Annotated in this window: 11 protein-coding genes; 5 read left to right on the plus strand and 6 right to left on the minus strand. The window is 65.4% G+C overall.

The window, feature by feature from the left end; translation table 11 throughout:
• Window positions 1-12: 12 nt before the first annotated feature.
• The 5 genes from EV641_RS24380 to EV641_RS24400 all read right to left on the minus strand — a co-directional run bounded on the left by EV641_RS24380 (window position 13) and on the right by EV641_RS24400 (window position 5,432).
• The gene (locus EV641_RS24380) at window positions 13-810 is read right to left on the minus strand and encodes a hypothetical protein (RefSeq protein ID WP_241997439.1); all 798 of its coding nucleotides are present in this window, start codon (window positions 808-810) and stop codon (window positions 13-15) included.
• Window positions 807-1,625 (minus strand): hypothetical protein, encoded by an 819-nt coding sequence (locus tag EV641_RS24385; RefSeq protein WP_241997440.1) that lies wholly within the window; start codon window positions 1,623-1,625, stop codon window positions 807-809. The genes EV641_RS24380 and EV641_RS24385 overlap by 4 nt, the downstream gene beginning before the upstream one ends.
• Window positions 1,625-3,988 carry a hypothetical protein gene (locus EV641_RS24390; RefSeq protein WP_132475210.1) on the minus strand — a complete coding sequence of 788 codons (2,364 nt, stop codon included), beginning with the start codon at window positions 3,986-3,988 and terminating at the stop codon, window positions 1,625-1,627. The genes EV641_RS24385 and EV641_RS24390 overlap by 1 nt, the downstream gene beginning before the upstream one ends.
• Entirely contained in the window at window positions 3,989-4,324 is a 336-nt protein-coding gene (locus EV641_RS24395) for a hypothetical protein (RefSeq protein ID WP_132475212.1), read from the minus strand.
• Window positions 4,325-4,400: 76 nt separating this feature from the next.
• Window positions 4,401-5,432, minus strand: coding sequence for an FAD-dependent oxidoreductase (locus tag EV641_RS24400; protein WP_132475214.1), 1,032 nt, complete (start codon window positions 5,430-5,432; stop codon window positions 4,401-4,403).
• Between the two features lie 67 nt (window positions 5,433-5,499).
• Between EV641_RS24400 and EV641_RS24405 the strand changes: the two genes are divergently transcribed.
• From EV641_RS24405 to EV641_RS24425, 5 genes are all read left to right on the plus strand, one after another.
• A complete protein-coding gene (locus EV641_RS24405; RefSeq protein WP_132475216.1) occupies window positions 5,500-6,081 on the plus strand; it encodes a TetR/AcrR family transcriptional regulator in 582 nt (193 codons plus the stop codon).
• A 302-nt stretch (window positions 6,082-6,383) separates the two neighbouring features.
• On the plus strand, window positions 6,384-10,979 hold the full coding sequence (gltB, locus tag EV641_RS24410; RefSeq protein ID WP_132475218.1) for a glutamate synthase large subunit: 4,596 nt from the start codon (window positions 6,384-6,386) through the stop codon (window positions 10,977-10,979).
• Window positions 10,972-12,423 carry a glutamate synthase subunit beta gene (locus tag EV641_RS24415; protein WP_132475220.1) on the plus strand — a complete coding sequence of 484 codons (1,452 nt, stop codon included), beginning with the start codon at window positions 10,972-10,974 and terminating at the stop codon, window positions 12,421-12,423. Before gltB ends, EV641_RS24415 begins: the two co-directional genes overlap by 8 nt.
• A gap of 91 nt (window positions 12,424-12,514) precedes the next feature.
• A complete protein-coding gene (locus EV641_RS24420) occupies window positions 12,515-13,291 on the plus strand; it encodes a hypothetical protein (RefSeq protein WP_132475222.1) in 777 nt (258 codons plus the stop codon).
• A 116-nt stretch (window positions 13,292-13,407) separates the two neighbouring features.
• Complete coding sequence (locus EV641_RS24425) at window positions 13,408-14,316, plus strand: cutinase family protein (RefSeq protein ID WP_241997441.1); 909 nt, start codon at window positions 13,408-13,410, stop codon at window positions 14,314-14,316.
• Window positions 14,317-14,333: 17 nt separating this feature from the next.
• Here EV641_RS24425 and EV641_RS24430 read toward each other — a convergent pair whose 3' ends face one another.
• Complete coding sequence (locus EV641_RS24430; RefSeq protein WP_132475225.1) at window positions 14,334-15,245, minus strand: SDR family NAD(P)-dependent oxidoreductase; 912 nt, start codon at window positions 15,243-15,245, stop codon at window positions 14,334-14,336.
• Window positions 15,246-15,258: the final 13 nt, after the last annotated feature.

Here is a 15,258-nt window from a genome sequence, read left to right on the forward strand (position 1 = left end):
TTCTCCTTCGGTTCACCAGCCGGGGTAGGCCGGCAGGGTCTTGGGTGGGATGGGGGAGCGGATGGTTTCGGAGCCTTCGGCGGGGACATTGGGTTCGATGCTGCGCCCCCAGTCTTCGCAGCGGTGCATGGTTTCGCCGAGGTCGGCGCCGAAGGTGATGGTCCAGCCGGTATCAGTGAAGAGGTCTTCGGTGGGAGCGGACCATTGGTGTTCGGATACTGGCAGGCCTGGTGGCTCTGGAAATGGCCCGGTGTTGTGTACGGTCGGCCAGAAGTCTTCGGGGTCGAGTCTTGGGTTGTCGGGGGTGTAGACGATGTGGTCGAACTGGATGTACTCCTCACTCCCGGACCCGTTGGTGATGCGGTACGTCCCGTCGGCTTCACGGATCGCGAAGTGTGAAGGCTGGCTACATACAGTTGCTTTGAAGCCGATGTCGGTCTCGGTGATCTGGAGGATGTGCGATCGCATGGTGCCAGCGAGTGATCTGTCCCAGCGTGTGTTGATTTGGGAGGCGAACTCAGGATCGAGTACTTTCGCAAATCCAGGGTAGGTCGCGTCCATGCCCCCGTAGTGCGCGATGATCATGGACTCGTGTGCGGCGCGGACGAGTTGGCCACGTTCGTCGAGTAGATCGATACCGTTTTCAGCGGACCATGCATAGGTGGCGTTGCGAACCTGTGCTGGCGGGCGGTACTGCGCCGGTTCGACGGGTTCGGGTGTGGTGGGTTCGGCTGGTTCTGCGGTGCACCCGGCCATGGTCAGCATTGCGGTGGTGACAAGTGTTATGTAGGTGAGGTTTCTGGCATTCATCTGGAACCCTCGTCCCAGCCGGGGTAGGCGGGCAGCGTGTCGGGCGGGATGCGGGAGAGGACGCGTTCTGAGCCCTCGTCGGGGACATTGGGTTCGATGCTGCGTCCCCAGGTTTGGCAGCGGTGCATGGTTTCGCCGAGGTCGGCGCCGAAGGTGATGGTCCAGCCGGTACCGGTGAAGAGGTCTTCGGTAGGGGCGGACCATTGGTGTTCGGATGCAGGGGAGTCCTCTGGGGCGGGAAAGGGACCAGCATATTGTGTTGTCGGCCATAGTATTTCCGGATCGATCGGCGGGGTTTCGACTGTGTGGTCGAACTGGACGTACTCTTCCCTCCCGGAGAAGTTGGTGATGCGGTATGTGCCGTCGGCTTCCTTGATTGCGAAGTGAGACGCTTGGCTGCATACAGTTGCCTTGAATCCAGTGTCTGTCTCGACAATTTGCATGATGTGCGATCGCATGGTGCCCGCAAGTGATCGATCCCAGCGCGTATCGACACGGGAGGCGTACTCGGCGGCAAGGGCTTCGCTGAATCCAGGGTAGGTCGTGTCGATGCCACCGTAGTGGGCAATGATCATGGATTCGTATGCGGCGCGGATCAGGCGTCCACGGTCGTCGAACAAGTCGATTCCGGGTTCGGCGGACCATGTATAGGTGGCGTTGCGAACCTGTGCTGGGGGTCGGTACTGCGAGGGTTCGATCGCTGTGGGTGTTGCCGGGGTCGGTTCTTCTAGAAAGCCGTGTGAGCAGGAGGTGAGCACAAAGGTACTCGAGACCAGAGCAATAGAACGAAGTATCTGTACGGCGCTGATATTCACTACGAGTAGTCCCATCGCCCGCCGCCGTATGCGACCGTATTGCCGAGGAGTACCTCCCGGAAACCGGCTTCGCCATCTCTTTGGTCGGCGTACACGATGTTGCGGAGATCTGCTTCACCAGCCGCAGCAACAAGAAGATAATGGTTCATGAGCTCTCTGGATATCCCGGCGTTGGCTAGCGCCAGGGGAGCGTGGTTTGTCAATGTCCCATCTTCAATTCTGTCGCGAGGGGCAAGTTCTCGATTCTCCAGCAGTTCGGATGGAAGTGTTGTTTCTTCGATAGCTCCGGAATCGCTTAGAGCGCTGAGCATGTTGTAGGTCATCGTGTTCTGTGCGCGCGTGTCGGTCAGATACATCGATGTATCGACACCGTCGATTCCCGATGGCCTCCCCACGTATTGTCCTTCGGCATTGATGATTTCGGAGTCCGCAAGAACCCCGACCGAGTAGACGATCGGCCCGGTTGCCATACCGCCGGGAAGTGCTGCGACCATACCGGTGACAAGAGTCTGCGCGACCGCGAAAGCATCGGAACGGTATTGGTTCCGCGTGTCGATCGCGGCCTGTTCGGTCATCCTCTCGTTCTCGTACGCACTGCTCAAACCGACCTCGACGAGACTCTGCAACCGGCCCGAATACGTTCCGTAGGTGTATTTCCCCTCACCTCCCAGTTGATCCAGCGCGAACCGACGATCGAAGTCGGTGGCCTGCGCGAGCGCTGCGCCGTTGATGAGCGCCCCAGCCGAAGGATCGGTGTCGAGGAGAGTGAACACGCGGGTCGCCGGGACAGGGCCGAGGTCGCCGAAACCGTGAGTGGGTGTGGCGTCTTCGTCTGCCCCGACCATGTCGGAAGCGTACGGTGCGAGCGCTTCCGAGAATGACTGGACTGCCAGAGGGTTGACCTCTCCGAGGGTTCGATCGGAGAGATGCCCATCGGGCTCGGGCATGTGGAGGAAGCGGTCGAAGTTGTTGCCGCCGTCCCAGGCCGATTCGGGTGACGACAACACTTCGGCCAGACCGAACGCCGCCTGTCCGGCTCGCTGCGCGCGTGCAATGTCGGCGGGGTCGGATGGATCTGACGGTATCGCGTCTGCAGCGATCCAGTCGGTGAGACCTGCCAGGGTCGCGCCTTCGTCCTCCCACTCGCGGGTCAGCAGGGGCACGAGCACTTCGTCGCGGTCGAAGTCCGAAGGAGTGCCGTCGACATCGGTACCCGTCAACAGGTGGTGCGAGGCATCGGGATTGCGCGTGCCGATGTCGAGGAAAGTCCGGGCGGTCTCGTCGTAGTACGACGGATCCGGGGTGGGGACCAAGTGTGGGTCGGCGTAGGTGGGCACGCCCGCCAAGTATCCCGCGACCCGATTCAGCTCGATCCCCATCTCGGTGCCGGGCCGATACTCGGGATTCGCCTCGCCGAGTACGGCCCCGAGCGCATCGAGACGGTCGAGTCGGACGCCCGAACCGGGTTCACGAGGCCCGGGTTCGTATCCGTAGTGGATGGTGTCGCGGATGTCCTGCGGCACCCGCTCCCAGCTGCCGCCGTAGTCGGGGTTCGACAATGTGAGCAGACCGTTGCCCACTGCGTCGGCCCAATCTGCCGCATTCGGATCGCCGTCAGCCTCCCATCCCTTGAAAGTCGCGAACAGTTCCGTCAACTCGTCCTGTCCGAGTCCGTTGTAGAAGGCGTCCAGGTATTCGATGCTCACACCGCGGTCGGCGGACAAGGCCCGTCCGATGCGTTCGAGGTCGGAATCGCGGGCGCGGCCGGACGAGACGAGTGCGGCGTCCGCGTCGCCGTCCGGCCCGCCCGTCGTCCACAGGCCCTGAGTCCGGAAGTCTCCTCCGAATGTCGACAGCCGGATGGTGATCTGGTCGATCGTGTCGGCTGCGCTGCTGTCCAGCTGCTCGAAGGTACTCAGCGCAGACTTCAACTGCACCTCGAATGTGGCGGCCTCCTCGTCGAGGCACGCCTGCGCGACGACGTCGGTGCGTGGGTCTCCCGAGTCGCACCGGGGTGGGATGACACTGCCGTCGTCGTGGACGGTGAACCCGGCGCCGATCGCGTTGTCGGCGATACGGACCACGGTGTCTCGCGCGGGGACCAGTGCGGCCGACGCGGCACGAAGTGCCTCGACCTGTTCGGCGACCGCGTTGTCGATTCCACGGCCGACGACCCGATCGCTCCACGCGCGCGCCGCTGCGGCCGCGGCAGCATCGCCCTGCCACGTGCTGAACGTGTGGTCGACGTGGCGGTCGACCTGGTCGGTTGCCTTGCCGAACGCGCTGTTGGTGGTTTCGACACCGTCGGCTGCTGATGCAAGCGCCGCGGGGTCGAGTGCTCGGATCTGCGAGAGCGTCGACATCTACGACACCGTGCTTTCAGAGGTCCCCGTGCTCTCGAAGCTGCTTCCCACTGCATCGACCTGCCGCCTGAATTCGTCCTCTGCGGTCTCGTAGTTCATCGCGCCGGCGGATGTTGCTTCGGCCATGCGGTGCAGGCAGACGGACATGGCGTGGTAGGCGGTGCGCAGCGGAGCTTCGGCGCGCGTGAGAGCGCCACCGACCGCTGACGACGTCATGGTTGTGGCCGCCGCCGCGAGCGGAGCCTCCGGCTTCAGCTCGCCGATGAGTTCGGCTTCCGACGTCAATGCCGACGCCAGGGCTCTCAGTGCGTCGATGTCGACCTGCAACCACGTCATCCGCAACCAGCTCCTGATCTTGAAACAGTCCCATCAGGATTGGACGCAGCAGATGTCCGATCGGTTCCATCGGATCTCAGGCGAATCTGACGGCGGTACCGATCACGGCGTTGCGCACAGCGGTGAGCCGGGACGCCGTGGCCACCCGCGCGACCATCCGCGACGCACGAACCAGCCGTTGTGTGCGACGACGTCGTGCGCGGTCGTAGAGGCGAAGCGCCTCGCTCACCGGATGCTCGGTCAGCAACGTGGCGAGTGTCGCGCCGTCGACCATCGCTTCGCACGCGCCCCGCCCGAGGTTGGGTGTCATCGCGTGTGCTGCGTCGCCGATCAGTGCGGTGTTGCCCCGTACGTACGACGGCAGGGCCGGTGACTCGTACAGATCGTGATACAGAACGTCCGCGGGATCGAGCCTGTCGAGGACGTCGCCCACGCCGCGGTGCCAGTGGCCGAAGCGTGCGCGCAGCTCGTCGACCGTGCCTGCTCCACCCGCGGGCGTGCGGACTGCCGCGAACCAGTTGGTGAGGTCGCCGTCGCGCGGGGTGATCCCGAAGAGTGCGCCCGGACCCCAGGTCTCGCTCATCGCGGTGGTGGCTCCGGGAACCCATCCGCGCCATGCCGCATATCCGGAGTGCACAGGGCGGTACGAGGGGCCGAAAATCTGGTCTCGGACTGTGCTGCCGATGCCGTCGGCGCCGATCGTGACGTCGTAGCCGGTGAGGTCGGCGAGTTCGGGAGCGGCACTCCCGAACCGGACGGTGTCGGGCGGGAGGCCCCCGATCAGGAGCCCGAGCAGGACGGGACGTGACAGCAGGATCGCCGGCGTTCGGATGTCGCTGAAGCGTCCGAGCACCCTACCGTCCCATCTCACGAGTGCGCCGGATTTCTGCAGAACACCGAGGCGCTGCGCTTGTCCGCCCAGGCCGGCGTGTTCGAGTGCCTCGAGGGCTTCGGGCCACAGTCCCAGTGCGGTGCCGGTGGTGGGCGGCGCTGCGGCCCGTTCGAAGACGTCGACGTGCCAGCCGCGGGTGGCGAGGGCGTTCGCTGTGGTGAGCCCGCCGATTCCTGCGCCGAGCACTGCGGCTTTTCCTGCATATTCGGTGGCCATGCCTGCAAGATACTACGGATGTAGTGCCGTGTCACTACATCCGTAGTCCGGGTCGTAGGATCATGCCGTGACCGACAAACGCACCACCGTGCTCGACGCAGCGATCGAACTGCTCGGAACAGAAGGCCTGCGCGCACTCACACACCGGCGCGTCGACTCGATCGCCGACGTTCCGGCAGGGTCGACGTCGAATTACTTCCGCACGCGTCACGCGTTGGTCGAAGGAGTCCTCGATCGCCTTCTCGAACGCGACCGGGCCGACGTGGCGGCGCTTGCCGGCGCCGCATCGGCAGCGCCGCGCGACGAACGCGAGCTCGTGGATCTGTTGTGCGGATACGTGCTGTTCGCGACCGACAGCGACGCGGTGCGGACCCGGGCGCGCTTCGCGATGTTCGTCGAGGCCATGGCCGTGCCGGAACTTCGCGCCGCGGTGGAGATCAGACGCAGCGAGCTGAGGACGTGGGGCGCGACGATGCTGGCAGATCTCGGAGCGGACGGCCCAGGCGAATCCGACGCCGGTGCGCGGCTTCTCGTCGACTATCTCGACGGGGTGATCTTGCATCGGCTGACGTCCGGAAGCGACCCGGACCCGAGGGAGGGGATTCGCCGCATCGTCGAAGCCGTGCTGCGTCCGCAGCACGCGCGGTGACGCCGCCGCTACGGGCCTGTTACCGGCATATTTCCGCTGCTCACGTGCAAAGTAGGGCAGCCTTGCTTGCGTAACCCCCGGTGGCCTGGCATATCGTTTGTTGCGAGGCGGTGGGCCCACGATGTCCCACCGATCGTCAGGTTCGATCCCGCGCTGCCGAAAAAGGCACCCGCACCGTCGCGGATGGGCGGATACTGACGAGGACAAGGTATCGGCGCACCCGGGTCGGTACCCATCTACAGCAGTAGATGGCCATCAGTGTTGCTGGTCGTCAGTTGCCATCACCGCAACGAAGGCTAGGTATGACTCATCTTCCCGGGCCTCGAGGGCTCTACCACCCGGCAAACGAGCACGACTCCTGTGGCGTCGCGTTTGTCGTGGACATGCATGGTCGACGCAGCCGCGACATCGTCGAGAAGGCGATCACCGCGCTGGTCAATCTCGAACACCGCGGCGCTGCGGGCGCAGAACAGAACACCGGCGACGGCGCCGGCATCCTCATCCAGGTCCCCGACGCATACTTCCGCGCGGTCGTGGACTTCGCCCTGCCCGCCGCCGGCGCCTACGCCACCGGCATGGCCTTCCTGCCCCAGGGCTCGGACGCAGCCGACGAGGCGCAGGCAGCGGTGAATCGGATCGTGGAGGAAGAGGGCCTCGAGGTCCTCGGATGGCGCGAGGTGCCGATCGACACCTCCGATCTCGGCTCGATGGCCAAGGACGCCATGCCGACGTTCCGCCAGATCTTCGTTGCGTCGGGCGCGCGGGCCCTCACGGGCCTGGACCTCGAGCGACGTGCCTACGTCGTGCGCAAGCGCACCGAACACGAACTCGGCAGCGGCGGAGCCGGCCAGGACGGCCCCGGTAGCGAGACCGTGTACTTCCCGAGCCTGTCGGCGACGACGTTCGTCTACAAGGGCATGCTCACGACGCCCCAGCTCAAGGGCTTCTTCCGCGACCTGCAGGACGAGCGTGTCGAGTCGGCGCTGGGCCTCGTGCACTCGCGTTTCTCCACCAACACGTTCCCGTCGTGGCCGCTCGCGCATCCGTTCCGCCGGGTCGCACACAACGGTGAGATCAACACGGTCATCGGCAACTCGAACTGGATGCGCGCCCGCGAGGCGCTCATCGACACCGACGTGTTCGGCGGACGCGGCAAGCTCGAGAAGATCTTCCCCGTCGTCACCCCGGACGCATCCGACACCGCACGTTTCGACGAGGTGCTCGAGCTGCTGCACCTCGGTGGCCGCAGCCTGCCGCACGCCGTGCTCATGATGATCCCCGAGGCGTGGGAGCGGAACGAGGCGATGGATCCCGCCCGCCGCGCGTTCTACGAGTACCACTCGGCACTCATGGAGCCGTGGGACGGACCCGCATCGGTGTGCTTCACCGATGGCACGGTCATCGGTGCCGTCCTCGACCGCAACGGCCTGCGCCCGTCGCGCGCGTGGGTCACCGACGACGGTCTGGTCGTCATGGCCTCCGAGGTCGGTGTGCTCGACATCCCGGCCGAGAAGATCATCAGCAAGCGTCGCCTCCAGCCGGGGCGTATGTTCCTCGTCGACACCGCCAAGGGGCGGATCGTCGAGGACGAGGAGATCAAGTCGGAGCTCGCTGCCGAGCATCCGTACGAGGAGTGGATCGAGAAGGGTGTTTCCCGTCTCGAGGACCTCCCGCCGTCCCACTACACCTACATGTCGCACGAGCGTGTCGTACTGCGCCAGCAGGTGTTCGGATACACCCGCGAAGAAGTGGATCTGCTGATCAAGCCGATGGCAGCGACCGGCGGTGAGGCGCTCGGCTCGATGGGCACCGACACTCCCATCGCAGTGCTCTCGTCGCGTCCGCGGACGTTGTTCGATTTCTTCTCGCAGCTCTTCGCCCAGGTCACCAACCCGCCGCTCGACGCCATCCGCGAGGAGATCGTCACAAGCCTCGGCGGCATGCTCGGTCCCGAGGGTGACGTGCTGCGGCCCACCGCGGAGTCGTGCCGCCAGATCCTGCTGTCGGCGCCGGTCATCGACAACGACGACCTGCAGAAGCTCATCCACGTCAACGACAAGAAGCAGTACCCGGGGTTCAACAGCGTGATCGTGCGCGGTCTCTATCCCGTCGCGGAGGGTGCGAAGGGCCTGCACACCGCGCTCGAGAGCATCCGCGAGCAGGTATCGCAGGCGATCGACAAGGGCGCGCGCCTGATCGTGCTGTCCGACCGCGAGTCCGACGAGAAGCTCGCCCCGATCCCATCGTTGCTGCTCACCTCCGCGGTGCACCACCACCTCGTGCGCGAGAAGACCCGTACCAAGGTGGGGCTGCTCGTCGAGGCCGGTGACGCCCGCGAGGTGCACCACATTGCCGCCCTGTGCGGGTTCGGTGCGGCCGTGGTCAACCCGTACATGGCGTTCGAGAGCATCGACGAGCTGCTCCAGAACGGTGACCTGCCCGACGGCATGACCCTCGACAAGGCCATCGCCAACTACATCAAGGCAGCGTCCAAGGGCGTGCTCAAGGTCATGTCCAAGATGGGCATCTCCACGCTCGCGTCCTACACCGGCGCGCAGCTGTTCCAGGTCATCGGCCTGTCGCAGGAGCTCGTCGACGAGTACTTCACCGGACTGCAGAGCCAGCTCGGCGGTGTCGGCCTCGAGGAAATCGCGGCGGATGTCGCTGCGCGGCACCGGATGGCGTTCCTCGATCGCCCGTCCGAGCATGCGCACCGTGAGCTCGAAGTGGGCGGCGAGTACCAGTGGCGTCGCGAGGGCGAGTACCACCTGTTCAATCCGGACACGGTCTTCAAGCTCCAGCACGCCACGCGCACGGGCCAGTACAAGATCTTCAAGGAGTACACGAAGCTCGTCGACGACCAGTCGGAGCGGCTCGCGTCGCTGCGTGGACTCTTCGAGTTCAAGACGGGCCTGCGCCCGTCGGTTCCGATCGACGAGGTCGAGCCTGCCAGCGAGATCGTCAAGCGGTTCTCCACGGGCGCGATGAGCTACGGCTCGATCTCGGCGGAGGCTCACGAGACCCTCGCGATCGCCATGAACCGCCTCGGTGGGCGCTCCAACTCCGGTGAGGGCGGCGAGCATCCCTCGCGCTTCACTCCGGACGAGAACGGCGATTTCCGTCGCTCGGCGATCAAGCAGGTCGCGTCCGGCCGCTTCGGTGTGTCGTCGCACTACCTGTCGAACTGCACCGACATCCAGATCAAGATGGCGCAGGGTGCCAAGCCCGGTGAGGGTGGTCAGCTGCCGCCGCACAAGGTGTACCCGTGGGTCGCCGAGGTGCGTGGTTCGACGCCGGGCGTCGGCCTCATCTCGCCGCCGCCGCACCACGACATCTACTCGATCGAGGATCTCGCGCAGCTGATCCACGACCTGAAGAACGCGAACCCGCAGGCTCGCATTCACGTCAAGCTCGTCTCCGAGCTCGGTGTGGGCACGGTCGCGGCGGGTGTCTCGAAGGCACACGCCGACGTCGTGCTCATCTCGGGCCACGACGGCGGCACGGGTGCGTCGCCGCTGACATCACTCAAGCATGCGGGTGCACCGTGGGAGATCGGTCTCGCCGAGACCCAGCAGACCCTGATGCTCAACGGTCTGCGCGACCGCATCGTCGTGCAGGTCGACGGTCAGATGAAGACGGGTCGCGACGTGATGGTCGCGGCGCTGCTCGGTGGCGAGGAGTTCGGATTCGCGACCGCGCCGCTCGTCGTGTCGGGCTGCATCATGATGCGCGTATGCCACCTGGACACGTGCCCGGTGGGTGTGGCGACGCAGAACCCGGTGCTGCGCAAGCGGTTCACGGGCAAGCCGGAATTCGTCGAGAACTTCATGCTGTTCATCGCCGAGGAGGTGCGCGAGTACCTTGCCGAGCTCGGCTTCCGCAGCCTCGACGAGGCCATCGGTGAGGTCGAATGCCTCGACACCGCCAAGGCCGTCGACCACTACCGTGCATCGAAGCTCGATCTGTCACCGCTGCTCGAGAAGGTGACGTCGCCGATCTTCACCGATCAGGACATGCACTGCACGAAGGAGCAGTACCACGCGCTCGACAAGGCTCTCGACAACGAGCTGATCGTCAAGGCGCAGGCCGCTCTGGAGTCGGGTACCCCGGTGTCGATCGCCACCACCGTCACCAACGTCAACCGCACGGTGGGCACGATGCTCGGACACGAGCTCACCAAGCGTTACGGCGCGGAGGGGCTGCCGGACAACACGATCGACATCACCCTGACCGGCTCGGCAGGTAACAGCTTCGGTGCGTATGTCCCCAAGGGCATCACGCTGAATCTGTTCGGCGATGCCAACGACTTCGTCGGCAAGGGCTTGTCGGGTGGCCGCATCGTGGTGCGTCCGCCGGAGAACGTGGCGCCCGGATTCGTCGCCGAGGACAACATCATCGCCGGCAACGTGATCCTGTTCGGCGCGACCGGTGGTGAAGCACTCATCCGCGGTATCGCCGGTGAGCGCTTCGCGGTGCGTAACTCGGGAGCCACCGCTGTCGTCGAGGGCGTCGGCGACCACGGTTGCGAGTACATGACGGGTGGCAAGGTCGTCATCCTCGGCAGGACAGGACGCAACTTCGGCGCAGGTATGTCGGGTGGTGTCGCGTTCGTGTACAACCCGGACAAGGAATTCGAAGACAACCTGAACACCGAGCTGGTCGATCTCGAAGACCTCGAAGGCGAGGACTTCGTCTGGCTCAAGGGTGCCGTCGAGCGACATCGTGACGAGACGGGCTCCGAGGTTGCAGCCCGTATTCTGGCCGACTGGTCACAGCAGGTCGGCCACTTCGCGAAGGTGATGCCTCGCGATTACAAGAAGGTTCTCATGGCTATCAAGGACGCCACCATTCGTGGTGCGAACGTTGACGAAGCGATCATGGAGGCGGCTCGTGGCTGATCCGAACGGCTTCCTGAAGCACGGTTCTCGCGAAACACCGGTCCGTCGTCCGGTTCCCCTTCGGCTGCTCGACTGGAAGGAGGTCTACGAGCCGTTCCCGCTCGAGTCCCTCCAGATCCAGGCGAGCCGCTGCATGGACTGTGGAATCCCTTTCTGCCACAACGGTTGTCCTCTCGGGAATCTGATCCCCGAGTGGAACGACCTCGCCTACAAGGGCAAGTGGGACGACGGCATCGAACGGCTCCACGCCACGAACAACTTCCCGGAGTTCACGGGCCGGTTGTGCCCCGCGCCATGTGAGGCGTCGTGCGTGCTGGGCATCAACCAGGACCCCGTCACCATCAAGCAGGTCGAGGTCGAGCTCGTCGAGAAGGCATTCGACGAGGGCAAGGTCACCCCGATTCCGCCGTCGAAGCTCACCGGACGCAAGGTCGCGGTCGTGGGCTCCGGCCCGGCCGGACTTGCTGCAGCGCAGCAGCTCACCCGCGCCGGCCACAGCGTCACGGTATTCGAGCGTGCCGACCGCATCGGTGGTCTGCTTCGCTACGGCATCCCCGAGTTCAAGATGGAGAAGCGGTTCATCGATCGCCGTCTCGCACAGATGGAGGCCGAGGGCACCGTCTTCCGCACCGGCGTGAACGTGGGCGTCGACATCACCGCCGACGAGTTGCGTGAACAGTTCGACGCAGTCGTCCTTGCCGGCGGTGCCACTGTTGCACGCGACCTGCCCATCCCGGGACGCGAACTCGACGGCATCCACCAGGCGATGGAGTTCCTGCCCATCGCGAACCGCGTCCAGCTCGGCGACCTGCCCGCACCCACCATCACGGCAACGGGCAAGAAGGTCGTCATCATCGGCGGCGGCGACACCGGCGCCGACTGCCTGGGTACCTCGCACCGGCAGGGTGCCGAGCGCGTGCACCAGTTCGAGATCATGCCGCGCCCGCCGGAGGAGCGCGCCGACTCGACCCCGTGGCCGACCTACCCGCTCATGTACCGGGTGTCGTCCGCGCACGAGGAAGGCGGCGAGCGGGTCTTCTCGGTCAACACCGAGCAGTTCGTCGGTAAGGACGGCAAGGTCACCGCACTGAAGGCACACGAAGTGCAGATGGTCAACGGCAAGTTCGAGAAGGTCGAGGGCAGCGACTTCGAGCTCGAGGCGGACCTCGTGCTGCTCGCGATGGGCTTCACCGGCGCCGAGAAGCCCGGACTGCTCACCGATCTGGGTGTGGACTTCGATCAGCGCGGCAACGTCGCCCGCTCGTCGGAGTGGAACACCAACGTCGACGGTGTGTTCGTCGCCGGCGACATGGGTCGCGGTCAGTCGCTGATCGTGTGGGCCATCGCGGAAGGCCGCTCGTGCGCGGCTGCGGTCGACCAGTACCTCGAGGGAGCAACGGCGCTTCCCGTTCCGATCACCACGCGGACAGTGCCGCAGCGCTGACTCGCTCACACAGGGCCGCCCACCGGACGCCGGTGGGCGGCCCGGTGTGTTCCGGCGCCGCCCCGGTGCCCGAGCAGTTATCGTTCTGCGCATGACTGCATCACGGAGTGTCACCGCCCGGGCACTGGCGGTGGTCGCGGTCGGTGCCGGCGCTACCGCGATGGCCGTGCTGGCGGCACCGACGGCGGCGGCCGACCCACTGAGCGAATGCGTCCGCAACGGCGGTGGCACCGTCTCGGTGGACGGGGCCGCCCCGGTGGCACCGATTTTCGGCTTCGACGGTCTGCAACTGCTCGGTGTCGACGGTGGCAGCGGCAACTCCTGCATCACCAACGTCGGGCCGGGCGCTGTGCATGTCACTCACCCGGAGGGGCGCGAACCGGGCCGCAACTACCTGGCGGATGCTCCGCTCGAGATGCGTGTCGACGGTGGCCTCGGCAATATCGCGGTCACGAACCTCGGGACAGGCGCCGTCACCGTCCATCGCGACTCGGTCACCCCGCAGCCGCAGCAGACGTCGAGCGCACCCGAGGCGATGCCGCAACTCGAACTCGACGCGGGCAGCGACGGTGTGTTCGTCACCAACATCGGCACGGGCTCCGTCGAGGTGCGCGACTGGGACCATGCGGCTGGGCCGCTGCCGGCCGAGATCCCTGCTCCGCCCGGCATGGTGGTCACCGACCCGATCACCGGCAACGTCTACGTCACCAACTTGTTCGGTCCGGCGGTGACCGTGGTGGATCGAGCGGGAGGGCCGGTCTCGCGGGTCGTCGAGAAACCCGATCCGGTCACCTCCCTCGATCACGGAACCAGCAATGTGTTCGTCACCAACATCGGCGGCGGAGCCGTCACCGTGGTGCGTGGATAGAACTTTTCTGCCCTGAGGATCGGGGACTCATATCACGCCGTGTTCACGAATGTGTCATATTCGTAATGGACACTGTGGGCGTGGCGTGACATGACAACGAGGCCGGGGGATTTCGGATGCGTTTCGGTAAGGCATCGACGATGTGGGCGGCGGCTGCCGCCGTGGTGGGTTCGATCGTGGCAGCTCCTGCAGCGCAGGCAGATCCGGGTGGCTGCCCGACGTTGAATGTGATCGCGGTGCCCGGAACGTGGGAAACGTCGAGCACCCCGGACCCGGAGCGTGGTAACGGCATGCTGGCTCAGGTCACGTCCGGATTACCGGCCGGTGCCCGAGTCGACTACGTGCAATACCCGGCCACCGCGTTCCCGTGGGAAGGCGACATGTACGGGGTCTCCCGAAACCGGGCCGTCGACAACGCCCGCGACCTGATCGCCCGCACCGCAGCGCACTGCCCGGGCACTGACTTCGCGCTTGTCGGCTACAGCCAGGGCGCCGACGCTGCGGGCGATCTCGCTGCCGAGATCGGTACCGGGCTCGGCGTGGTCCCGCCGCACCGACTCACCGCGGTCGGCCTGATCTCCGATCCACGTCGCTCCGAAACCGACGCGCTCGTCGGGCCTCCCGTGCCCGGCAATGGTGCCGGCGGATCCCGTGTCGGCGGATTCGGATTCGTGAGCCCCGACGTCCGTACCATCTGCGCCGTCGGCGACCTGTACTGCTCGACGCCCCGCGAGGATTACGTGACGCGCCTCGCCGGGTTCCTGGCGATCACCGCGGGAACGAGCCCCGACGCATTCGAGCATTATCGAGACGAGGCCACCATCCTCTACAACGACATCATGTCGGCCGGTGGGGTGCCCACGCTGCAGTTGCAGATCAGCCCCGAGGCGAACGTCGAACGCGAGACGCAGATCCGCGAGTTCTACGGGTCGCAGATCCACCAGGATTACTCGAACTACGCGGTCGACGACCGCGGCACGACGGCAACGGTCTGGCTCAACAACTGGCTCGCGTCGAAGGTGTGACGCGGGCTCTGCGGCCATCAATCGAGATCGAAACGCGATCCCACTCGCACTACGCGGGGAGCCAAGCGGCTCAGCCACTTCCTGGCCTTCGCACCCGGAGCAACGGTGACGATGGGCCGATTGTGGCGCACTGCGGAGACGATCGCATCGGCCACACGCTCGGGTTCGACGTGCAGTCTGCGGTAGATCGACTGCGCGCGCTCGCGGCGAGCGGCGCGCTTCTCCTTGCTGGGAGCGACGTATTCGGTGTTCCGGGTCAGATTCGTGTTCACCAGGTCCGGGCACACCACGGTGACACCGATGCCGTGCTCGATCAGCTCGGCGCGTAGACATTCCGAAAGCATGAAAACTGCGGCTTTGCTCGTCGAGTAGGCGGTCAGGTTCCGCTGCGTCATGAACGCTGCTGCCGACGACACGTTTACGATGTGTCCCCCGGTACCCCGTTCGACCATCTGTGTGGTGAACGAGCGGCACCCGTACACCGCGCCCCAGAAGTTGGTGTTCATGACATCTTCGAAGACCGACTGCGGTGTGTCGACGAAGGCGCCGATGACTCCGAAGCCCGCGTTGTTGACGAGCACGTCGGGAATTCCGTGCCGTGACCGGACAGTCTTCGCGAACTCACGGACCTGCGCCTCGTCTGCGACATCGAGCTCGTAGGCATGTGCGCCGCCGCCGCCGAAGACGGCGGTCGAACCACCTGCAGAGTCGGGATTGTCGATCAGATGCACTGTTTCGAGCGCACCGTCGAGATCTTTGTCCGCCACCACAACGATCGCGCCCGCGGCCGAGAAAGCGCGAGCGGAAGCGCGACCGATTCCGCTTGCACCGCCGGTGACCACGACCAGCGTGCCGGTCAGGTCGTGGAGGCGGGCGCGGATAGCGGTTCCGGCTCGCCATCGTCGGATCTGCGCGTACCGAGAGGGCATGTCTTCCATCCAA

It is taken from the genome of Rhodococcus sp. SMB37 (assembly GCF_004345605.1).
In the GTDB taxonomy this organism is placed as follows: Bacteria; Actinomycetota; Actinomycetes; order Mycobacteriales; family Mycobacteriaceae; genus Rhodococcus.